We start from the raw sequence: 18974 nt of genomic DNA on the forward strand, positions 1-18974 counted from the left end.
TTACCAGAACCACGCGACAAAACCGATGGTCGACAGGATCAGCAACCCGGCCCAGATCGTACGGTCCTGCCACAGTGGCTCTTCCCATTGGGTGAAAATGGCCTTTGTGTCGGCGGCAGACCAGACGAGGTCCTCGATGTTTTCCTTGTCGGCCTTTCGGGTCAGAGCGGAGATCCCGAAATGAGTGGCCAGGCCCAGACACATCATGAGGGTCGACATGATCGTATAGTGGATCTCGGGCAGGCCCATGCCGGCCCAGACGCCCGTCACCTCTTTCATGATGAACAGAGGAATGCCCACCACGAGGCCAAGGATAATCGTCCAGAATGCGCCATTGCCGTTCAGCCATGGCACGAAAAGGCCGACGATATAGACCACGACGATGGTGGGGATTATGTAGCTCAACGAGGACTGGAAGTAGCTGAACAGGCTTTCGAACCCGGCAATGGAAGGCGCATAGATCGCGCCGAAGACCATGACAGCGCCGGTCACCAAACGGCCGATCCAAACCTGCTTGCCCTCGTCTACCTCCCAGATCGGCTCGACGAAATCTTTGACCACAAGGGTGGAGGCGGAATTCATGGCCGAGTCGAGTGAGGACATGATCGCTGCGATCAGGGCGGCCATGATCAGGCCCCGCACACCAATCGGCATCAGTTCGAAAGCGAGGGTCGGGAAGGCGAGGTCAGGTGTTTCAAGCTCGGGATAGAGTTTCAGGGCGATGACCCCGGGGATGATCATCAGAAAGATGTTCGGCAGTTTGAGAAAGCCCGCGAAGAGGGCACCGATCTGCCCTTCCTTGAGGTTCTTGGCGCCCAGCGTGCGCTGCACCACGAATTGATTGATGGTCCAGTAATAAAATCCCAGCAAGACCACGCCCCACAGCCCCGTCCACGGCAGGAAATCGTCATCGGCAGGCAGGATAAGTTGGTCGTGGCCTTCGGGAATGTCGACGAAGAGCTGTTCCCACCCACCGATCTCGTCAAGGCCGAGCCAGAATAGGATCGCGGCGCCGATGATCAGCAGGATTGCCTGCACAGTGTCGGTGACCACCACCGCCGAAAGACCACCAAGGATGGTATAGATACCCGCAACGAGGGCCAGGACGGCGACGGCTGTCCAGAGGTTGAGGTAACCCGTCACGTTCGAAATCACGAGCCCACCGGCATAGAGCGCCCCGGCCGTGTCGATGAACAGGATGGCAAGAATGGTAAATATCGAGAAGGCCCGCCGCGAGCGCACGTCATAGCGCTGCTCGAGAAATTCGGGGACGGTGGAGATTTTCGCTTTCAGGAAGGAGGGCAGCACGAAGATTGCGAACAGGATCAGGACGAGTGCAGCGGTCCATTCGTAGTTGAAGATAACGATACCGTTTGCATAGGCGCCGCCCATCAAACCCACGAAGCTGGAACCCGACATGTTCGACGCGAAAAGCGAAAACCCAATCAGGTACCAAGGCAGCGACCGTCCCGCGAGGAAGTAACCGTCTGCGCCTTCCTCGTTCTTGCGCGAGACATAGACGCCATGCGCGATCACGCCGATGAAATAGATGACAACGATGGCGTAATCGATCCAGTGAAGGTCAAATTTCGCGTCGCCCATGGTTTTGGCCCTTCATTGCGTTTGTGATGAACAGACAACCGGCAAAACGCGATGCGGTTCCCTGAAGAAGGGTCAAGAATGCTAGAAGGCCTGAACTGCGATCCCCCCGGCATAGATCGCCAGCATCGTCGCGCTTTCTGCGCCGATACGTCCGGGACCACGGCGTTCACGGTATAGAAGGCCCAGCAACAGAACGGCGGTCATCATTGCCGCAACACCCAGCCAGAGAAGGTCATCCCGTCCGATCGCGTGATAGACGGAGCCGTCCCGAAACCCGATGTCCGACAAGGTCAGAAACAGGATGTCGAAGGTGTTGCCGCCGATGATCCCGCCGACGGCCAGTTGCAGCGCCCCGCGCCGGACCGCAGCGAGGGTCGTGACCAGCTCCGGAAAGGAGGTCACGACGGCCGTCATCAAGGCCCCGACCATAGAGGACGACAGCTCGTAGCGTGTGATCAGCACTTGTGCCAACTGCGCGATGCACCAGCCTGCCGACCCCATGATCAACATCAACAGGACAAATTGCAGGATTAGGCCCCGAGCCGGTTGCGAGCGATCATCTTCATCCTCGGGTGTGTCGGGGCGGGTGTCGCTTGTGTCAACGGGCTCCCACATCGGCTGTTTGCGCAGGCGTGCGGTGGCAATCACACCGATGGCATATATCACGACCAGTAAGATGGAGGCGGGGTGGATCGCGAAGATCGTGACGCTCGGCGCGGAATAGGCGACGAAAGGCACCGATAGCAGCAACAATAGGATACCGCATTGAAACATGTTGGCCAGCTCGGCTGCCGCGTGTTCTAGGTTGGCCCGGCGATAAAGCATGTCCGCGATGGCGAGGAAGGCGGTCTGCGCTGCAATGCCGCCGATCCCGTTGGAAAATGCAAGTGAGGCGTTGCCCGAGAGCGCCGAAGTCAGCGACACGACCGTCCCGGATACTGACGTGGCCGCGCCCAATAGAACGCCGCCGATCAACGCCTCGCCCAGGCCGGTCCGGTCCGCGATGCGATCCGCGAGCCCGGTCATGCGCAACCCGCTGACGAGGATCACAACCGTCGCGACAAGGCCGATCCCCAACAGAACGGGCGAAGAGAGTGAGGCGAACATGCTGTGGGAACGCGCCCCGTGCCGTTTGGGGTCCATGCGTGCTGAAAGAAAAGCATTGGAACGGGAACCTCCGGCCGGCTCGGTTTGTTTCATCGGAGAGGTTTTTGGGCCGCATGTGTCGCAGGGCCGGTCGCATCGGAAATCCATGTCGCGCACACATCGCGGGGCGCTGGAGAGCTTTCATCGCGCGAACGGGTCGCGTCAGGCGACAATGGGGCGGCACATTCGCCTTTTCAATGCACAGTCGCCAGTAGAGGGTAGGTGATGGATCAGGTGGCACAGTCGAAGCAGACCAACGTCTCCGGCGCAGGGCGTGCGGCAATGGGCCGGCGCAACTACGCGCTCGGCCTCGTTGCGGCGCTTCTCGTAATCGCTATGTTTGCCGCCTTGCGCGCAATGGCACCAATCGCAATTCCGGTCGTCATCGCGGTTTTCGTCGCTCTGGCCGTTCTGCCCATGGATCGCGCGGTGGCCGAACGTTTGCCAAAACCCTTGTCTTGGCTCGGGCGAGCTTTTGTCATGGTTTTCCTGCTCTCGATCCTGGCCACGTTTATCGTTGGCCTGTCCTATTGTGTCACGCAGATCGCGACTCAGCTGCCAGACGTCTCGGAAAGGCTGAGCAATGTGCTGCTGGAACGAGCCTCGTCGGGGCAGGGCAATACTGATGTTTGGACTGCTGCGCTTACACAGTTGCGAAACATGCTCGACGACCAAGGTGCCGCATTGGCGGACATGGCTTTCAACTGGGCCAGCGGGGTCGCGCAGGGTGTCGCGTCCTCCACCGGCGCTCTCTTGGCGGGGCTTTTTCTGGTGCTTTTTCTGGTGTTGCTGGCACTGTCCGAAGCGGACAACTGGGCTGCGAAGCTCGACAACATTCTTACGGACCGCGACCGCCCTTGGCGCCAGGTGACCACGCGCCTCGGCCAGGCCTTGCGTCGCTTCCTTGCGACGCGCGCGGTGATGGGACTGATCACTGCCGTCGCCTACACCCTGTGGTTCCTGCCGTTTGATCTCGATCTGCTGCTGGTCTGGGGCATCCTGACATTCTTGATGAACTTCATTCCGAACCTCGGCTCGATCGTGTCGGGTGTACTGCCGAGCATCTATGCATTTCTGACGCTCGATCCCGGTACGGCCTTGTTACTGGCCGCCGGGCTGGTCTTGATCGAGCAGGTGATTGGGAACTGGCTCGATCCGCGAGTCCAGGGCAACAGCGTTGCCGTGTCGCCGTTGGTAATTCTCGTGGCCGTCCTGTTCTGGGGATGGTTTTGGGGGATTGCCGGGGCGTTTCTGGCTACACCGATAACGCTGGCGATCATGATCTTCTGCAATTACGTGCGTGCACTCAGGCCGCTGGCGTTGCTTCTGTCCAACCAACGCCGAGCAGCCGATCTGGACGACGCATTGTCAGGCTGACGTTAGCTCTTGCGTGCCTTGCGTTTGGAGCGAAGTGACACCAAGACCTCTCCGACACTACCAATCAGCATCAGCGTGGCGCCGGCGATGAAAAACCACACGCCGACGGTGCGCCACTTCACTTTTTCGCCGAGCATACCGGTCTGCGTTTCGGCCCAGTCAGGCAGAAAAAGAATACTGCCGATCAAGAACAGCGCATTGCCGATCATGCCGACACCCAAGTGCACCCACTCATATTGATGGACAAAGATACGGAGAAACTGGTGAGCACGCATCGAAGGGTCTCCAGGAGCTCGTGTGAAGAACGGCTGTTTGCAAAAGGCGAGACCTTTGTGCTGGCCCCGCCGTCAAACTGCCTGAGTGGATAGAACCGCGCCTTGCGCCCGAAACCGGCCTAGCATCTTTGTTAGAAAATAAGCGCGAGGATGATCCCGAGGACAACCAGCGCCGCGATCCACTTGAAGGCCTTGCGCCAACTGTCATTGTACTCACGAGCCACCTGCGGCCGCTTTGTCGGGGTGTCCGCAGCGCCTGCATCCCCGGGGCCAGCACGCACGTCGGAAGGGTCTTCCGTGACATTCACCGCATGGGTACGGGCCGGTTCGGTGCGTGGAGTCAAAGGCACGGCGGCCGGTGCACCGCTTTCGGAATCGGTTTCCTGTGCTGCGGCGGCTGGTTCCTGTTTGCGCCGCTGGCGGTTCGCCTCGACCAATTCCTCGCGGGTTCTCGGAAACGTCGTCGGAGGTGTTTCCACATCGGGGGTCCATTTGGGGTCTTGCTTGGCCATCGGTGCATACTTCCTTTTCTGAAACTTGCGACTTCAAAGGATTAATGCGCAGCTGCTAAGGCAGTTCCATGCTGCGCGGGAGCCATTTGGCTGGCCGGCTACCGGCTTGCCAGCAAGGGTTACTGGAACCGTGCCCCGTGGGCAGCGTTTCAAAAGCGATATGCCCAACCAAACGAGGTTCCCATGTATTGCTTACCCGCCCTTCCACGCGCTCTTGCGGTCCTTGCCCTACTGCCCGCTGGTGGCTCAGCCCTGCCGGCCATAGCGCAACAGACAGATTTCGACAGTCCGACCGATTTCTCCGAAATGGTGACGGAACGCCTGCCTGCCGTGGTCGGTATCCTGTCGACCGGCCCGGCGCCTGATCCGTCGCCTGCGATCCAGCCGCAACTGCCGCCCGGGATGCGAGAGTTCTTCGGCGGCCCAACGCCGCCGACCCCGCAAGGCCCGATGCGGACCCAAGGATCGGGGTTCATCATTTCGCAGGATGGTCTTGTCGTGACGAATAACCATGTGATCGCAGGCGCGGAACAGATCGAGGTGATTATGAATGACGATCGGCGGCTCGATGCGGAGTTGATCGGGACCGACCCCGCGACTGATATAGCGCTCCTGAGGATCGAAAATGTCACCGATCTGCCCCATGTCGTCTGGGGGTCTTCCGACGATCTGTCCATCGGCGAGTGGGTCGTGGCCATCGGCAATCCCTTTGGCCTCGGGGGTACGGTGACCGCCGGGATCGTGTCTGCACGCGCTCGGGATATTAACGCGGGACCCTATGACAGTTTCATACAGACCGATGCCGCAATCAATTCCGGCAACTCGGGAGGCCCGCTCTTTGATGTCTCGGGCGACGTCGTGGGTGTCAACACCGCGATCTTCTCGCCGACGGGCGGCAATGTCGGCATCGGCTTCGCTGTACCGTCGGCCGTAGCCGAGCGCATTGTGGACGATCTGCAAGACGATGGACGAGTCGAGCGAGGCTGGCTCGGCGTGCAGGTGCAACCGGTGGACGAGGCCCTAGCCCGGGCTTTCAAGTTTGAAGACCCCCAAGGGGTACTGCTTGCGGATGTCACGAAGGGCAGCCCGGCCTTCGAGGCGGGGTTGGAGCCGGGCGACGTCCTGCTCGAAATCGACGGCGCCGCCGTCGACACACCCCGCGATCTGACTTTTGCCGTGGCTGACACGCCCGTCGGTGCCACGGTCATGGTGACCTACCTGCGCAACGGCAACAGAGTTCAGGCGGAGGTTACCATCGGGCAGCGGCCCGACCTGCAGTCCGCCACAGCCCAGCCTGATGCCGGGGGCCGCGATGACAGGTCGGACGCGGACGGCCCGCGCATAGGCGTGTCCGTCGCGCCGCTGTCTGGTGAGCTCCGCGCGCAAGCCGGTATCCCGAACGAGGTGTCGGGCCTGCTGGTGCAATCAGTTACGCAGGGCAGTCCCGCCGCCGAAGCAGGTCTTCGCGCCGGCGACGTCCTTGTGGAGGCTGCTGATGTCACGTTGGGGCAGGTCGAAACACTGCGCGATGCCATCGCGCGCGCGGCCGAAGAGGGTGAGACGCTGCTGATCCGGGTTTTCCGCGGGCAAGGGTACAATTTCGTGGTGGTCAATCTGAGCGAAGAGGTCGTGTCGAAGTAAGATCGGAAACACTGCTCAGAAAGGTCGCCGTATCCGTACGGCGGCCCTTTTTTACGGCATTTTGGGATCAACGGCCCTGTCCATGCAGAATTTTCGCAGGGAAAGGGCAGTCACGCGCCGCTCCCTGTTCGAAAAAAATACTGGGGTGACGTGTGCGCACGCTTCTCCAAAGCACCAAAAAAGAGGCTGCCCTTCACAGGCAGCCCCTTCCGATGCCGTGAGGCGGTTTTTACGCTCCCTCTGCGTTCGCGCCGATGAACCATGCGTCCTTGTCCACACCGCGGCTAATTTCGGTGAACAGGTCCGCTGTATCTTCGTCGCCTGCCTCCTCGGCAACCTCGGCAGCCGCACGAATAGCCTTGCCGACCTCCATGAAACGCGCCTTGAGGTGTTCGATATGCTCGGAGATCTCGGACAACTCGAGCGGATAGGCTTCAAGTGTGGATTGTTCGGCGACGACTTCCGCGGTGCCCTTGGCGTATCCGCCAAGTATCACCGCACGCTCGGCCATGGTATCGGCCCCGTCGCGTAGCCGGTCGGCCACATCGTCGAGAAGCTCGTGAACCCCGATGAAGCCGCGTCCTTTGAGGTTCCAATGCGCCTGTTTCACGGCTAGCGTAAGGTTGATAACGTTCACCAAGTTCTCGTTCAACAAATCGACGACCTGCGCCCGGGTGTCTTGGTTAAGGCCATCGGCGAAGTTCGTTGGCATGTCTCGCTCCTCATGTTGCGGTTCCAATCACCGTTTCAACCAACGACCAGGGCGTTGGGTTCCAGTGCATGCGCCGCTCTGTGCCGTGTGTCTGGTTTCTAAAAGTTCGCCTCGGTGCGATGCCCGACAGGGGCGTGGCGCCTTGGACCTGCTGCGGTGACTCGACTTGCCGAAATTCGCCCGAATAGGCTCAGTCGCTATCTGATGTCCGAAACACGTCTGCCAAGGCGTCGATCTTGTCGCGCTCCAACACGAAGAGGACCTGGTCATCCTCGGCCAGTTCGGTGTCATCCTCGACAAAGCTTTCGTCTGCGTCGCGGATCAGCGCAACGGCCTGGCAGTTCTCTGGCAAGTCAAGCTTCTGCAACGGGCGTCCGTCGAGACACGCGGGCACGTGGACGCATTTTATGGCCAGCTGGTTTGAGAGCGACGTGTCGTGGTCGATTTCGGCCCGGTCCTGCATCGCCTCAGCCACATCCGCAGCCACGGTTGCATGGGGATTGATCGCATCGTTCAGTTCCAGTTCGGTACAGACCTTCATCAGTTCGGATGACACGATTTGCGGAATGACGCGCCCATAGCCCACCGACCGGGCCACCAGGGCGGCGAGGATGTTGTCCTCGGATGCGTTGGTCACGGCCACGAAGACGTCGTTTTCATCGCGGAAGACTTCTCGGAGGGTCGTGGGCATCGTGCCATCCCCTTCCAGCATACCGCAATCGAGCTGGTCGGCCAGCCTCTCCAACCGGTCGCGGGACTTGTCTATGACAATCACTTCGTGCTCGGCGTCGATGAGTTGTTCGGCGATGGCCCTGCCGAAACGGGACGCGCCCAGAATGATGATACGCATTGAATTATCCTCCGGTGGTGCCGCGCCAGGTGCGCGGAGCAAGAAGCAAAAGCACGGCAAAGAATTCGACGCGGCCCAGCCACATGGCAAAGGTCATCGACAATTTCAGATCGACACTCATGCTCGGCCCCGTGATGCCCGTCGACAAACCCACCGTGCTAAGCGTCGACGTGGCCTCGAAAAGGGCTCCTAAGGCGTCATGGCCATGGGCCAGGATATGAAGCCAAAGCAGCATCAAAGCGCCCAGGTAGATGCCCAACAGCCCGAGAATGCTGACAAGCGTTTCCGGCGCGACCGGTTCGCCGTTTTGGCGCAGGGGCGCGACCGCGTTGCGCGGCAGCCGAAGCCGCTGCCCCGCATGCAGGATGGCGCCAACGATGACGGCGACCCGGGCCAGCTTTAGCCCACCGGCGGTCGAGCCCACATCGCCGCCCAGCACCATCGCCACCACGATCAGCAGCAAGACAGGTCCGAGATCCGAGATCGGTCCGGTAGAGAATCCTGCCGTGGTCAGACCGGAGATCAGGTTCAGAGCGCTACTGTAGATTGCGCCGGCGTCACGCTCTCCCGCCGCCACGAGGAACGCGATCAACGCGGCCACGAACAGGATCACCGTCAGCCCGACGCGCCGAAGGCTACCCAAACGCCAAGCTTGGCGCCATTTGCCCTGACTGAGCAGAACGAAGCTCAGCAGCGATACTGCGCCCAGCACGCAACTCAGCATCACCATGCCTTGCGCCAGCGGCGCATACGATGCGAGACTGTCGGAGCGGGGCGCAAAGCCCGCGGTCGACACAGCCGACAGTGTCACCGCCAGCGCCTCGCGCCAGTCTGGAATGGTCGCCATGGTGGCCAGTGTCATGATGCCCGTAAGCGCGGCGTAAGCGGTCAATAACTGCCGCGCCTGTTTGCGGGTGGACGCGATCCGATCCCCTTGATCGATCCCCGCCTGCCCGAGCTTGCGTGCGGGCAGGCCGGACGGCAGCAACATGGCGAGAACCGCCGTCGCCATGACGAGCCCGCCGCACCATTGCACCCATGCGCGCAGGAAATGGCCCGCGAAGGGCCACGCGTCCGGGTTGAAAGCGACCGAGAGCCCCGTCGTCGTAGCCCCGCTGACCGCCTCGAAAAGTGCGTCGACCACGGGCATTCCAAGGGCCATGAATGCGGGTGTGACAAACACAGCGCTCATCCCAAAAACCAGGGCTATCGTTACGATGGCTTCGACCCCACGCAGATCGTCCGGCAGGGGCCGCCGCGCGACCGCGAGGAACACGAGCGCCGCGAATGTCGCCGGGATGGCGAGCGCCAAAGCCAGTATGGCCTGACCTTCCGCAACCGCCCAGATCGCAGGCGGGGCGCACAATATGACAAAGACCGGCGCATGTTTCGCAAGCATGAGGGCAACCACCGGGGCGCGCGCCACTTGCATCAAAGGAGAGGTGCCCCCGCGGAACGCCGCCGCGCGCTTGACGCTCATCGCCAACTTGGCTGGTCGCGCAAGGTGACCAACGTGAAATGCTGTTTGAGAAACATAGGCAGGTAACGCCCCAAGCGCCGACAGGTTCCGGCAGTTCACCGGTTGCCCTTCGCGCGGAACCCGACAGAGTGCCGGGCCGTTGGGGTGTCATACGTGAACACCGACACCAACTGCAAAGGAGACGTTTATGGACATTCTGCGCATCATCGTAGCCGTCATCCTCCCACCTCTGGGCGTATTTCTGGAGGTTGGGCTCGGCAAGCACTTCTGGATCAATATTCTTCTCACCATTCTGGGCTACATTCCGGGGATCGTACATGCCGTCTACATCATCGCCCGTCGCCAACCGGCGTGATCGCGCAGCACAATTTGCGCGCCTCGACCGGATCGCCAACATCTTCGATAGCCGGTTCAGGATCGCGGGTATCCGGTTTGGCTGGGACAGTATTCTTGGTCTTGTCCCTGGCATAGGAGATCTCGTGACCGCTGCGCCCGGCGTTTACATCATCGGCCAATCCGCGCGCATGGGTGTGCGACGTCGCGTTCTTGCGCGTATGGCGGTGAACACTGGTACTGACATGATCATCGGAGGTATCCCGTTAGTCGGAGACATCTTCGATGTCGGGTTCAAGGCGAACCAGCGAAATGTCCGGCTTTTGAAAAAGGAACTGGATCGCGATGGCACATTCGACACGTGCGCAACGATGACCCAAGCCCAGAGTAGCTGAAATGAACAACCGCGCCCGGCACACAACCGGCGCGGTTTTGCGCATCAGCCCCGGGCAACGCAGCCTAGGCCGAACGAACAACTCACAGAATGGAAAAGGAGAATTTCATGCAACGCATATCGGGACTGCCAGAGAACGCCTTCGTCGTCGTCGCTGACGGTGAGAAGGCCTTGTTCTTGCGGAATGTGGGGGACAATCAGGACATGAACCTTGTCGTCGCGAGAAAGATCGAACAATCCAACCCGGCGGCGCGAGACTGGGCGACAGACAAACCGGGTCGTTTCAACGATGGGGCTGGCGTACAGCGCTCGGCTGTCGATGAAACGGATTGGCATCAGCTCGAGAAAGAGCGCTTCGCTCGGGATCTCGCGGACAAACTCTACAAGCTGGCGCATCAGGGACAATTCGACCATGTCGTCATCGTTGCAAGCCGCGTTGTATTGAGCGCCTTGCGCAAGGAACTTCACGAAGAGGTGTTAGATCGCATTATTCTCGACATCCCGAAGATCTTGACCAACCATCCCTTGGACGAGATCGAGACGCACCTTTCGCGAGCCCTGGCAGATGCGGCGTGATTGGACGTTTGGCATCAGCAAGACACCACCAATGGCATGATATGAAAAAGGCCCCCGATACGTCCGGGGGCCCGTGTGCGGTGTTCAGCCATATATTGGACGATGTGGGAAAGTTCAGTTCCAGAAACCTTCGTCCACACCTTCCATCGCTTCCAGCTCTTCCTCGCTCAGGCGCGTGACATAGGTGTAAGTGGTATCATCAACAGCCACGAGGTTCATGTCGCTGACGCTGATCATCACATGCTGGTCGCCGACATCGAGGAAGCCGCCAACCTCAGCGACGATCCCGATGACCTTGCCATCCTTGCTGAGCACCAGGTCCTCAATCTCGCCGATCTCGTTCCACTCGCTGTCCACCGCGTCATACATGGTATTGGCGTCCCAATCATCCATGTCGAACTCGTCGTCAGCCGCGTTCATGGTGTAGATCGCACCACCGGTGATATCACGACTGCGGATGAGTTCGGCGCGATTTTCGTACATGTCCGCGGACTTCATAATTGCCATTTCGCCGGTATTGTGGGTATCGGCGAACGCCATGGGAGTGGTGACCAGCAGGGCGATGGTGCTTGTTGTGAGAAGTTTCATGTCGGTTCTCCTTTACTTGTTGCGGTATACTCGATAAACGCCCCGGCCTCGCTCCGGTTCCCAGGTTTTCACTTTCGAGAACTGACATCCGGATGTTGCATCTTTAAGAATATGCAGGGCCTACCGAGATTCCTGCTGAGCACACTCTTTCCCGGTCATTTGTTGCGTGTGCATCAGCGCATTTCTGAGAGCCTCGAAGGCGATGGGTGCTTTGTATCCTAGCTAGCGTTCAGTTATCGTTTATGTTCAAAATCAACGAGATGCCCCTAGGTTTGCAGATGCTTTGCCCCCTAACTTTGAGGCAAGGAGGCCGAGATGGGGCCAAGCAACTACAGCGATGAGTTCAAGCGCGACGCGGTGCATCAGATCACGGTTCGCGGGTATCCTGTGCGAGAGGTGTCCCGGCGTTTGGGCGTCAGCACGTATTTTCTTTACAAGTGGCTGAAGCTGTTCGGGGAACCCGTCTCAAACGCGGACGTGGACCATGGGGCCGAGAACCGGCGCCTGAAGCGTGAGCTGGCTCGCGGGACCGAGAAGCGCGACATCCCAAAAAAGCAATGGCGTACTTCGCGCGCGAGTCCCAATGAAGTACGCCTTCATCCGGGCGCATCGCGCAGAATTCGGCGTCCGGGCCACGTGCCGGGTGCTGCGGGTCCATTTCTCCGGCTTCTTTGCCTGGCTTGAGTCACCGCGCGCAGGAGGATGCACGTCAGATTGATCTGATCCGGCAGGCGTGGGCCGACAGCGGTAAGGTCTATGGCTACCGCAAGCTGCCCGACGATCTTCGCAACCAAGGTGAACGCATCTCGGAGAACCGTGTTGCCCGGTTGGCCGTGGCTGGCTGGGATCGCTGCTCAGGTGGGCTACAAATGCCGTCCGGTCCGCTATGGCGGCACGCCGGCCATCGTGGCTGAGAACAAGCTGGAGCAGCAATTTCAGGCCTCTGCCCCGGATCAGGTCTGGGTGACCGACATCACTTACATCAAGACACACAAGGGTTGGTGTCCGCCATAGGCCTCGGACCGATGGCGGCCACATGAATGGACATCTGCGTCGTAATAGACCTCTTCTCGCGCCGCGTCGTCGGCTGGTCTGCACAATCCCGCATGACCAAGGGTCTTGCCCTGCAAGCTTTGCTAATGGCTGTTTGGAGACGAAAGCCCACTCGCCAGGTCACGGTGCATTGCGATCAGGGTTCTAAATTCACCAGCCGCGAGTGGCAGACGTTTCTGCGCCAGCACAATCTGGAATTCAGCATGAGCAGACGCGGCAATTGCTATGACAACGCGGTCGCCGAGAGCTTCTTCCAGCTGGTGAAGCGCGAGCGGATTCAGCGCCGGACATACCCAACCTGAGAAGCTGCACGGCAAGACGTGCTGGAAGACTTCGGGCTCTTCTACAACGCAAAACGCAACCACACGAACAACGGCATGCTGTCACACGTTAACTTCGAGATCAGATAGCGAAAACTGAACGAGGCAGGTGTCTCGGAAACTCGGGGCACCTCAGGCCACGGGGGCCAGCGGTGCCGCGCCGAGGGGCAGGGTGTCTTCCGCGAGCGCCCAGAGGGCCGGGGCAGGAAGGCCACGGCGAAGACCGGCGCGTGTTTTGCGAGGGTGAGCCCCACCGTGGCAGGGCGCGCGCGCTGGATCAGCGTGTCGCTGCCACTGGGTCGGGAGGGTGTACTCATGGCCGGGGAAACGCGCCATGGCGGGATTGGTTCCGGTCCGAGGGAACGATTCGCCCCCGCGGGGGTTGGGCAGGGGTATGTCAGGAAAGGATGATTCATGTCAGATCGCACAGACCTCGCCGAAGCCGCGATCGAGACCGAAGACGAACAGCGCACCGTGGAGCGCGCCACCGCGATGCCCTCGCGGCTGGTCTTCGAGACGATCCGGCAGAGCGGCGACGAGGAGCTGCGGCGCCCGGCCATGGCGCTAGCCTTCTCGGGCGTCGCGGCGGGTCTTCTGATCGCTTTTTCGGTGCTGGGAGAGGCTCTTTTACGGGCGAATCTGCCCGATGCGCCCTGGCGCTACATCCTCGAGAATTTCGGCTACTCCCTGGGCTTCCTGCTGGTGATCCTGGGGCGGATGCAGCTCTTTACCGAGAACACGATCACCACGGTGGTGCCGGTGCTGATCACGCCCACGGCCGAGATGTTCGGCAAGGTCGCGAGCCTTTGGGGGATCGTGCTTCTGGCCAATGTGGTGGGCGCCTTCGCGGCGGGGGCGTTCCTTCTGGGTGCGCCGGTATTGAGCCCGGAGGTGGCCGAGGCGGTGATGGAGCTGAGCCGTCACGCCACGGGCATGGGCGCGGTGGAGGGCTTCGCGCGGGGGATCCCGGCGGGGGTGCTGATCGCGGCGCTTGTGTGGATGCTGCCGGTGGCGCGGGGCAACGAGCTGGCGCTGATCGTGCTGTTCACTTGGCTGATCGCGCTGGGGGATTTCACCCATATCATCGCGGGCTCGGTCGAGATGGCCTATGTGCTCCTGGCCGGTGAGCTTGGGCTGGGGCAGGCTTTGCTGGGGTTTTTCGTGCCGGTACTGGCCGGGAACGTGGTCGGCGGGACGGTGGTCTTCACCATGCTGGCCTGGGCGCAGACCCGGGCGGAGATTTCGGAGGATTGAGACGCAAGCACCCTCCCACCGCAGGGGGGGAGGGTGCAAAACAGGCTCTTCACATGGTGATCAGTCGGCTTTGCGATGATCCGAACCGTCAGCCGCGAGGCTGGATTTCGGCGCATTCGGATCGTCCATCCGCTGTTCGGTGCGATACTTGCTGAAGGCGGCAAAGCCCATCACCGCCAGGATGGTGAAGAGAAAGAGGATCACGAGAAGTTGGGTCATTTCCATGGGGTTTCCTTTCGGGAGTTCGGGTTCAGTTCTCGACTTCGACGCCGAAACGGCCGTCGATCTGGGTGTCCGCGCCTTCGGGGGCCTCGCCCCGGTCGGCCAGGATCACCAGGTAGCCGGCCAGCAGAATGGCCGCGAAAGCCACGGCGATGCCAATGCCGGCAAGGGCGCCGATATGGCGCTTGCGTTGGGTCTTGAGGTTGGTGTCGGGGGCTGACATGGCGCGCTCCTGTTGTCCGTTTCCTTGCGGGGTCAACGCATCGGGGCAGGGGTTGTTCCGCGTCTCTAGCCTGCCGTCAGCGCATCGCGGGTCACGTCCGGAGTTTGCAGGCGATGCTGCGCCCGGGCGCGGGCGGCGGTGACGAGGGCGCGGAAGATCGCGCGCTGACGCCTTGCATAGACAAGGTATTCGGGATGCCACTGGACGCCGAGGGCGAAGGGATCCTCGACGCGCTCGATGGCCTGGACCATGCCGCCGGTGTCGCGGGCGGCCACCCGGAAGCCGTCGCCGAGCCGGTCCACCGCCTGGCTGTGCAGGGCGTTGACGCGCATCGGCTCGGTGCCTGCGATCAGGGCGAGGCGGGCGTTGGCCTGCACCTCCACCATGCGCTTGGGCAAAACGGTCTTCACCGGGCGGGAGGTCGGATGGACCTGCCACGCGTTCTGGTGCAGCGAGCCGCCCGCGGCCACGTTCAGCATCTGCGCGCCGCGGCAGATGCCGAGCACGGGGATGTTGCGGATCAGCGCCTCGCGGGCGAGCCCGTGTTCCAATGCGTCCCGGGCGGGATCGAGCCGGGCGGTGGTCAGCACCTCGGTGCCGTAAAGCTCGGGCGAGATGTCGTCGCCGCCGCCGATCACGATGCCGTCGACCTTGTCGAGATCCGCCGGACGCCCGGCGCCCCAGCGCAGGCCCCGGCCACCGGTCAGCCAGAGGTTGAGGTTGATGAAGGGAAAGACGCGCCAGCCCGAGCGGGAGGAGGTGGTCACGCCGATCAGGGGACGGGTCATATCAGGCTCCTTGCAAGGCGTTGAGCGGGGTGGGCAGGAGGGTATCGACGGTGTCCGCCCAGGCGCGGCTGGAGGCCAAAAGCCGGGCGCGATGCGCCTCCCAAGCCTCGCCGAGCGCGGTCAGAAGCGCGTCGTCCGCGGCCACGGTTTCGACCGTATGCCATTGCGCCCAGGCCTCGGACAGGGACCAGTCGGGATTGTCGAGGCGGCAATCGGGCAGCCGGAAATGGAAGGCCGGCCGCCCGTCGATCTCGGTCAGGCCGGGGAAGTCCCGGGCGTAAGCCTCCGGATCGGCGGCCTTGAACAGGGGCAGCAGGTCGAGGCCGTGATTCCGGCTCTTCACATGGGTTTTGTAGATCTCACGCTGCGCGTCGAGGCCTGCATAGGGGGCGGCGACGAGCGCATCCACCAGCGCCTCGGGCCAAGGGGCGACGAAGGGCAGGAGGCGCCGGGTCGTGTCGGGCGGCATGGTATGGCGCAGCCAGGGCTCCAGCAGGGCGAAGGCGCGGATGCTGCGGGTGGTGAGGGCGGCCTCGGGGGCGACCACGGCGATATTGAGATGGACGCCGAAGCCCTGCAGCGCGCCATGGCCGGTGCCTTCGCCGCCGGCTTGCCGCAGAGTGTCGCAGAAGGCGTCCAGCAGGGGCAGCGCGTCCGGGGGCAGGGGGTTGGTGATCAGCTCGATCGGGATGACCGGGCGGGCGAGGTCGAGGCCGGTTTCCAGGAGCCCGTCGCCCGCGTATTTCGCGAGGGGGGTGTCAAGTTCCACCTTCAGGCGACCGAGGCGGGTGTCTTCGACGGTGACGCGATGGCGGCTTTCGGAGGTGATGCGACCGCCGAGATGGGTGCGGATCAGCTCGGCCACGTCGGCTTCGCGGAGGCCGGCGAATTCGATCTCGACTCCGATCTTGCGAATCTCGCCATCGGTGGTGGTGGTTTGGGGCAGGGGGGGAAACTGGCTCATGCGGGCTGAACGCCCAAGAGCCGCAGAAGTTCCCGCCGGGGCAATGGCCCCTTGTAAAGAGCCTAGTTTGCGTCGGTGCGGAAGCGGTCGAGCGTGGCGGCGTCCACCTGCAACCGGATGCCGAGGGTGCCCGTCCCGTCCAGCACGGGCCGTTTGCGCAGGTGGATATCGAGGCTGCGGATCGCGGGTTCGGCGGCGCAGGCGGCGGTGATACGGGTGATCAGACGCTCTTGCGTTGCGTAGTGGCCATCGCGGGCCAGGCGGTCGATCTCGGCCACCAGCGGATCGTAGTCGAAGACCCGGCCCATGTCGTCGGTGTCGATCAGCACCAGGGCGGGGTCGATGGCGAGGCTGAGGTCGAGGATATGGGTGTCGGGCACCACGTCGCCGGGGCCGTAGGTGCCGATTTCCGGCGCGATTTCGAGCGCGGTCAGCTCGACGGTGGCAAGGCAGGCCATGGCGGTGTCCTTCGGGGCAAAACAGGGTCTTTGCAAGGGGATGGCGCGGGGTGTCCGCGCCGCATGCTCCGCAGGTAGCGAGAATGTGCGCCGGGGCAAGGCCGGGGCCGCTGGACGCCCTGTGCTGCGCGGCTATATCGAGCCGATGGAAAACAGGAACAGGCCCATGGATATTACCCTTCTGGATGGCGGTCTCGGGCAGGAGCTCGTGCGGCGCGCCGGGCGTGCGACGCCGCTGTGGTCGATGGAGGCATTGCTGAACGCGCCGGACCTGGTGCGCGCGGTGCATGACGACTTCTTCGCCGCGGGCGCGGAGGTGGCGACGACCAACACCTATGCGGTGCTGCCGGATCGGCTGGCGGCGTTCGACATGGCGGACCAGCTCGCCCCCCTGACCGAGCGGGCCTGCGGGATCGCCGCGGCGGCGCGGGATGCGGCGGGCGGCGGGCTGGTGGCGGGGGCGCTGGGGCCGCTGGGCTTTTCCTATCAGCCGGACAAGGCGCCGCCGCCGGAGCAGGCGGCGGAGATCTATGCCGAGGTGGCGCGGCTGCAGGCGCGGATCGTCGATGTGCTGGTACTGGAGACCATGTCGTCGGTCGACCAGGCGCGCGGCGGCATGATGGGCGCACAGGTGGCGGGAAAGCCGGTCTGGCTGGCCCTGAGCGTGGACGACGCGGATGGCACGAAGCTGCGCTCCGGCGAGCCGCTGGCGGCGATTTCCCCTGTGTTAGAGACGTTTTCGCCCGACCGGGTGCTGATCAATTGCGCCCGGCCCGAGGCGGTGTCGCAGGCGATGCCGATCCTGGCGGGGCTACATCCGCGGATCGGGGGCTATGCCAACGGGTTCACGCGGATCGAAAGCGGGTTCAACCGGATCGGGGCCACGGTGGATTTGCTGCAGGCGCGGCAGGATATCGGGCCCGCCGCCTATGCGGCCTTCGCGCAGGCCTGGGTGGCGGCGGGGGCGACCACGGTCGGCGGGTGCTGCGAGATCGGGCCTGCCCATATCGAAGAGCTGGCGCGGGTGCTGAAAACCCCTGTGAAAGAGACGATTCCGGCTGGCCTGTCGGCGCGGGAAGTTGCTCCAGATTAATGCGCCGCATTTCGGGCGTGCCTATCCTCCTTGCGGGTCTACAAGGAGGCATGACCATGTATGAAGAGCGACTTGGACGTATCGGTGCCTGGGACCGCGCCTTGCGGGTCGCGCTGAGCTTTGTGTTGCTTGGATTCGCGCTTTTTTGCCCCTTCGCCAGGGATCTGGGACCGGTTGCGGTCTGGGGATCGGGCGTGGTCGGGGCGGTGGTGCTGGCGACCGCGCTGCTGGGCTGGTGCCCGATCTATCACCTGCTGGGCCGGGGGCGCTAGGCGCCGGGATCACCCGAGGAGCATGCCGCGCAGATCGGTGTCGTCGGCGCTGTCGTCGCCGAAATCGAGGGCGCTGTGGATGTCGAGCAGGTGGGAGCGCATCAGGCTTTCCGCTTCGTCGGCATCATGGCGGGAAATGGCGTCGATCAGCCTGGAATGGCATTGGGTGTCGCAGCGGACCCGTTCGCGCGCCCAGTAGAGGGAGATGATCAGGGCGGAGCGGGCGACCAGTTCTTCGACGAACCCTTCGAGGGTTCTCTGTCCGGATATTCGTGCGATTTCAACGTGGAAGGCGCCGCCGAGACGCAGGGCGCGCCCATGTTGCCGGGCGGCAAGCGCCTCCTGTTCTTCGGCGCTGTGCCTGCGCAGGTGGGCAATGTCGGCGACGGTGGCCTTGCGCGCGGCCTCGTAGGCGGTGCGCGGCTCGATCAGTTCGCGGGCCTCGAACACCTCGCGCGCGTCTTCGGGCGTCGGCTGGGCGACGCGGGCGCCGCGATTGGGCCGGATCGTGACGAGATGCGCATGGGAAAGCGCCTGCAGGCCGGCGCGCACGATGGTGCGGGAGACGCCGTAGATCTCGGTCAACTCGGCCTCGGCCAGGCGCGTGCCGGGGGGCAGGCGCTGTTCGTGGATCGCCCGCTCCACCCCCTCGAACACCGGGTTCTGGGTGGTTTCGGCGCGGTCCGGCGCCGCGTCGTGTACTCTCAGATCATCCATATCCATCACTCATTCCCGTCCTGATTGTATACACCATCTATTTCGGGAAGCGCCAGAGTGCTGCCGAAACAAAGCGGTGATCGGCGGGTCTCCGGCGCAGCAAGCGCTTGATTTCAGGGCATCA

22 protein-coding genes and 1 pseudogene are annotated in these 18974 nt (G+C 62.6%); 9 read left to right on the forward strand and 14 right to left on the reverse strand.

Annotated elements, in window-relative coordinates; translation table 11 throughout:
- Together DSHI_RS19695 and DSHI_RS19700 are read right to left on the reverse strand one after the other, a co-directional pair.
- Positions 1 to 1602: a sodium:solute symporter gene (locus DSHI_RS19695; protein ID WP_012187292.1), complete on the reverse strand. Its 1602-nt coding sequence runs from the start codon at positions 1600 to 1602 to the stop codon at positions 1 to 3.
- An 81-nt stretch (positions 1603 to 1683) separates the two neighbouring features.
- A complete protein-coding gene (locus tag DSHI_RS19700) occupies positions 1684 to 2709 on the reverse strand; it encodes a sodium:calcium antiporter (RefSeq protein ID WP_012187293.1) in 1026 nt (341 codons plus the stop codon).
- Positions 2710 to 2973: 264 nt separating this feature from the next.
- On the opposite strand from DSHI_RS19700, the gene DSHI_RS19705 reads away from it, so the two are divergent.
- Entirely contained in the window at positions 2974 to 4125 is a 1152-nt protein-coding gene (locus DSHI_RS19705) for an AI-2E family transporter (RefSeq protein WP_012187294.1), read from the forward strand.
- Positions 4126 to 4127: 2 nt separating this feature from the next.
- On the opposite strand, the gene DSHI_RS19710 is transcribed toward DSHI_RS19705, so the two are convergent.
- A complete protein-coding gene (locus DSHI_RS19710) occupies positions 4128 to 4400 on the reverse strand; it encodes a YrhK family protein (protein WP_012187295.1) in 273 nt (90 codons plus the stop codon).
- 131 nt (positions 4401 to 4531) lie between these two features.
- Entirely contained in the window at positions 4532 to 4912 is a 381-nt protein-coding gene (locus DSHI_RS19715) for a hypothetical protein (RefSeq protein ID WP_012187296.1), read from the reverse strand.
- 183 nt (positions 4913 to 5095) lie between these two features.
- On the opposite strand from DSHI_RS19715, the gene DSHI_RS19720 reads away from it, so the two are divergent.
- Positions 5096 to 6553 (forward strand): Do family serine endopeptidase, encoded by a 1458-nt coding sequence (locus DSHI_RS19720; RefSeq protein ID WP_012187297.1) that lies wholly within the window; start codon positions 5096 to 5098, stop codon positions 6551 to 6553.
- A gap of 229 nt (positions 6554 to 6782) precedes the next feature.
- Here the strand turns inward: DSHI_RS19720 and dps are convergent, their stop codons facing one another.
- From dps to DSHI_RS19735, 3 genes are all read right to left on the reverse strand, one after another.
- Positions 6783 to 7265: a DNA starvation/stationary phase protection protein Dps gene (gene dps / locus DSHI_RS19725; protein WP_012187298.1), complete on the reverse strand. Its 483-nt coding sequence runs from the start codon at positions 7263 to 7265 to the stop codon at positions 6783 to 6785.
- A gap of 190 nt (positions 7266 to 7455) precedes the next feature.
- Complete coding sequence (locus DSHI_RS19730) at positions 7456 to 8115, reverse strand: potassium channel family protein (protein WP_012187299.1); 660 nt, start codon at positions 8113 to 8115, stop codon at positions 7456 to 7458.
- Between the two features lie 4 nt (positions 8116 to 8119).
- Positions 8120 to 9514, reverse strand: a complete 1395-nt coding sequence (locus DSHI_RS19735; RefSeq protein ID WP_245533098.1) for a TrkH family potassium uptake protein — start codon at positions 9512 to 9514, stop codon at positions 8120 to 8122.
- 268 nt (positions 9515 to 9782) lie between these two features.
- On the opposite strand from DSHI_RS19735, the gene DSHI_RS21980 reads away from it, so the two are divergent.
- From DSHI_RS21980 to DSHI_RS19750, 3 genes are all read left to right on the forward strand, one after another.
- Positions 9783 to 9950 carry a YqaE/Pmp3 family membrane protein gene (locus tag DSHI_RS21980; RefSeq protein WP_012187301.1) on the forward strand — a complete coding sequence of 56 codons (168 nt, stop codon included), beginning with the start codon at positions 9783 to 9785 and terminating at the stop codon, positions 9948 to 9950.
- Positions 9913 to 10323: a DUF4112 domain-containing protein gene (locus tag DSHI_RS19745; protein ID WP_012187302.1), complete on the forward strand. Its 411-nt coding sequence runs from the start codon at positions 9913 to 9915 to the stop codon at positions 10321 to 10323. Before DSHI_RS21980 ends, DSHI_RS19745 begins: the two co-directional genes overlap by 38 nt.
- 107 nt (positions 10324 to 10430) lie before the next feature.
- The gene (locus DSHI_RS19750) at positions 10431 to 10898 is read left to right on the forward strand and encodes a baeRF12 domain-containing protein (protein WP_012187303.1); all 468 of its coding nucleotides are present in this window, start codon (positions 10431 to 10433) and stop codon (positions 10896 to 10898) included.
- A gap of 114 nt (positions 10899 to 11012) precedes the next feature.
- On the opposite strand, the gene DSHI_RS19755 is transcribed toward DSHI_RS19750, so the two are convergent.
- The gene (locus DSHI_RS19755) at positions 11013 to 11486 is read right to left on the reverse strand and encodes a PRC-barrel domain-containing protein (protein ID WP_012187304.1); all 474 of its coding nucleotides are present in this window, start codon (positions 11484 to 11486) and stop codon (positions 11013 to 11015) included.
- Between the two features lie 315 nt (positions 11487 to 11801).
- Between DSHI_RS19755 and DSHI_RS21985 the strand changes: the two are divergent.
- Positions 11802 to 12949, forward strand: a pseudogene (locus DSHI_RS21985) (IS3 family transposase).
- Between the two features lie 324 nt (positions 12950 to 13273).
- The gene (locus tag DSHI_RS19765; RefSeq protein WP_012187308.1) at positions 13274 to 14113 is read left to right on the forward strand and encodes a formate/nitrite transporter family protein; all 840 of its coding nucleotides are present in this window, start codon (positions 13274 to 13276) and stop codon (positions 14111 to 14113) included.
- A gap of 60 nt (positions 14114 to 14173) precedes the next feature.
- On the opposite strand, the gene DSHI_RS22650 is transcribed toward DSHI_RS19765, so the two are convergent.
- The 5 genes from DSHI_RS22650 to DSHI_RS19785 all read right to left on the reverse strand — a co-directional run bounded on the left by DSHI_RS22650 (position 14174) and on the right by DSHI_RS19785 (position 16768).
- Positions 14174 to 14338 (reverse strand): hypothetical protein, encoded by a 165-nt coding sequence (locus DSHI_RS22650; protein WP_012187309.1) that lies wholly within the window; start codon positions 14336 to 14338, stop codon positions 14174 to 14176.
- 25 nt (positions 14339 to 14363) lie between these two features.
- Positions 14364 to 14558 carry a hypothetical protein gene (locus DSHI_RS19770; RefSeq protein ID WP_012187310.1) on the reverse strand — a complete coding sequence of 65 codons (195 nt, stop codon included), beginning with the start codon at positions 14556 to 14558 and terminating at the stop codon, positions 14364 to 14366.
- A 65-nt stretch (positions 14559 to 14623) separates the two neighbouring features.
- On the reverse strand, positions 14624 to 15346 hold the full coding sequence (locus DSHI_RS19775) for a gamma-glutamyl-gamma-aminobutyrate hydrolase family protein (RefSeq protein ID WP_012187311.1): 723 nt from the start codon (positions 15344 to 15346) through the stop codon (positions 14624 to 14626).
- 1 nt (position 15347) lies between these two features.
- Entirely contained in the window at positions 15348 to 16310 is a 963-nt protein-coding gene (locus DSHI_RS19780; protein ID WP_012187312.1) for an amidoligase family protein, read from the reverse strand.
- 62 nt (positions 16311 to 16372) lie between these two features.
- Positions 16373 to 16768 carry a dihydroneopterin aldolase gene (locus DSHI_RS19785; RefSeq protein ID WP_012187313.1) on the reverse strand — a complete coding sequence of 132 codons (396 nt, stop codon included), beginning with the start codon at positions 16766 to 16768 and terminating at the stop codon, positions 16373 to 16375.
- A gap of 166 nt (positions 16769 to 16934) precedes the next feature.
- On the opposite strand from DSHI_RS19785, the gene DSHI_RS19790 reads away from it, so the two are divergent.
- Positions 16935 to 17861, forward strand: coding sequence for a homocysteine S-methyltransferase family protein (locus tag DSHI_RS19790; protein WP_012187314.1), 927 nt, complete (start codon positions 16935 to 16937; stop codon positions 17859 to 17861).
- A 50-nt stretch (positions 17862 to 17911) separates the two neighbouring features.
- The gene (locus DSHI_RS19795; protein ID WP_012187315.1) at positions 17912 to 18133 is read left to right on the forward strand and encodes a YgaP family membrane protein; all 222 of its coding nucleotides are present in this window, start codon (positions 17912 to 17914) and stop codon (positions 18131 to 18133) included.
- Between the two features lie 9 nt (positions 18134 to 18142).
- On the opposite strand, the gene DSHI_RS19800 is transcribed toward DSHI_RS19795, so the two are convergent.
- A complete protein-coding gene (locus DSHI_RS19800) occupies positions 18143 to 18850 on the reverse strand; it encodes a GntR family transcriptional regulator (protein WP_203426356.1) in 708 nt (235 codons plus the stop codon).
- Between the last annotated feature and the right edge of the window lie 124 nt (positions 18851 to 18974).

It is taken from the genome of Dinoroseobacter shibae DFL 12 = DSM 16493 (assembly GCF_000018145.1).
Taxonomy (GTDB): Bacteria; Pseudomonadota; Alphaproteobacteria; order Rhodobacterales; family Rhodobacteraceae; genus Dinoroseobacter; species Dinoroseobacter shibae.

Excerpts from the sequence above, each read along its gene's own strand:
- DSHI_RS19695 (WP_012187292.1), bottom strand. The coding sequence starts at position 1,602 with ATGGGCGACGCGAAATTTGACCTTCACTGGATCGATTACGCCATCGTT.
- DSHI_RS19700 (WP_012187293.1), bottom strand. The coding sequence starts at position 2,709 with ATGTTCGCCTCACTCTCTTCGCCCGTTCTGTTGGGGATCGGCCTTGTC.
- DSHI_RS19705 (WP_012187294.1), top strand. The coding sequence starts at position 2,974 with ATGGATCAGGTGGCACAGTCGAAGCAGACCAACGTCTCCGGCGCAGGG.
- DSHI_RS19710 (WP_012187295.1), bottom strand. The coding sequence starts at position 4,400 with ATGCGTGCTCACCAGTTTCTCCGTATCTTTGTCCATCAATATGAGTGG.
- DSHI_RS19715 (WP_012187296.1), bottom strand. The coding sequence starts at position 4,912 with ATGGCCAAGCAAGACCCCAAATGGACCCCCGATGTGGAAACACCTCCG.
- DSHI_RS19720 (WP_012187297.1), top strand. The coding sequence starts at position 5,096 with ATGTATTGCTTACCCGCCCTTCCACGCGCTCTTGCGGTCCTTGCCCTA.
- dps (WP_012187298.1), bottom strand. The coding sequence starts at position 7,265 with ATGCCAACGAACTTCGCCGATGGCCTTAACCAAGACACCCGGGCGCAG.
- DSHI_RS19730 (WP_012187299.1), bottom strand. The coding sequence starts at position 8,115 with ATGCGTATCATCATTCTGGGCGCGTCCCGTTTCGGCAGGGCCATCGCC.
- DSHI_RS19735 (WP_245533098.1), bottom strand. The coding sequence starts at position 9,514 with ATGCTTGCGAAACATGCGCCGGTCTTTGTCATATTGTGCGCCCCGCCT.
- DSHI_RS21980 (WP_012187301.1), top strand. The coding sequence starts at position 9,783 with ATGGACATTCTGCGCATCATCGTAGCCGTCATCCTCCCACCTCTGGGC.
- DSHI_RS19745 (WP_012187302.1), top strand. The coding sequence starts at position 9,913 with ATGCCGTCTACATCATCGCCCGTCGCCAACCGGCGTGATCGCGCAGCA.
- DSHI_RS19750 (WP_012187303.1), top strand. The coding sequence starts at position 10,431 with ATGCAACGCATATCGGGACTGCCAGAGAACGCCTTCGTCGTCGTCGCT.
- DSHI_RS19755 (WP_012187304.1), bottom strand. The coding sequence starts at position 11,486 with ATGAAACTTCTCACAACAAGCACCATCGCCCTGCTGGTCACCACTCCC.
- DSHI_RS19765 (WP_012187308.1), top strand. The coding sequence starts at position 13,274 with ATGTCAGATCGCACAGACCTCGCCGAAGCCGCGATCGAGACCGAAGAC.
- DSHI_RS22650 (WP_012187309.1), bottom strand. The coding sequence starts at position 14,338 with ATGGAAATGACCCAACTTCTCGTGATCCTCTTTCTCTTCACCATCCTG.
- DSHI_RS19770 (WP_012187310.1), bottom strand. The coding sequence starts at position 14,558 with ATGTCAGCCCCCGACACCAACCTCAAGACCCAACGCAAGCGCCATATC.
- DSHI_RS19775 (WP_012187311.1), bottom strand. The coding sequence starts at position 15,346 with ATGACCCGTCCCCTGATCGGCGTGACCACCTCCTCCCGCTCGGGCTGG.
- DSHI_RS19780 (WP_012187312.1), bottom strand. The coding sequence starts at position 16,310 with ATGAGCCAGTTTCCCCCCCTGCCCCAAACCACCACCACCGATGGCGAG.
- DSHI_RS19785 (WP_012187313.1), bottom strand. The coding sequence starts at position 16,768 with ATGGCCTGCCTTGCCACCGTCGAGCTGACCGCGCTCGAAATCGCGCCG.
- DSHI_RS19790 (WP_012187314.1), top strand. The coding sequence starts at position 16,935 with ATGGATATTACCCTTCTGGATGGCGGTCTCGGGCAGGAGCTCGTGCGG.
- DSHI_RS19795 (WP_012187315.1), top strand. The coding sequence starts at position 17,912 with ATGACCATGTATGAAGAGCGACTTGGACGTATCGGTGCCTGGGACCGC.
- DSHI_RS19800 (WP_203426356.1), bottom strand. The coding sequence starts at position 18,850 with ATGGATGATCTGAGAGTACACGACGCGGCGCCGGACCGCGCCGAAACC.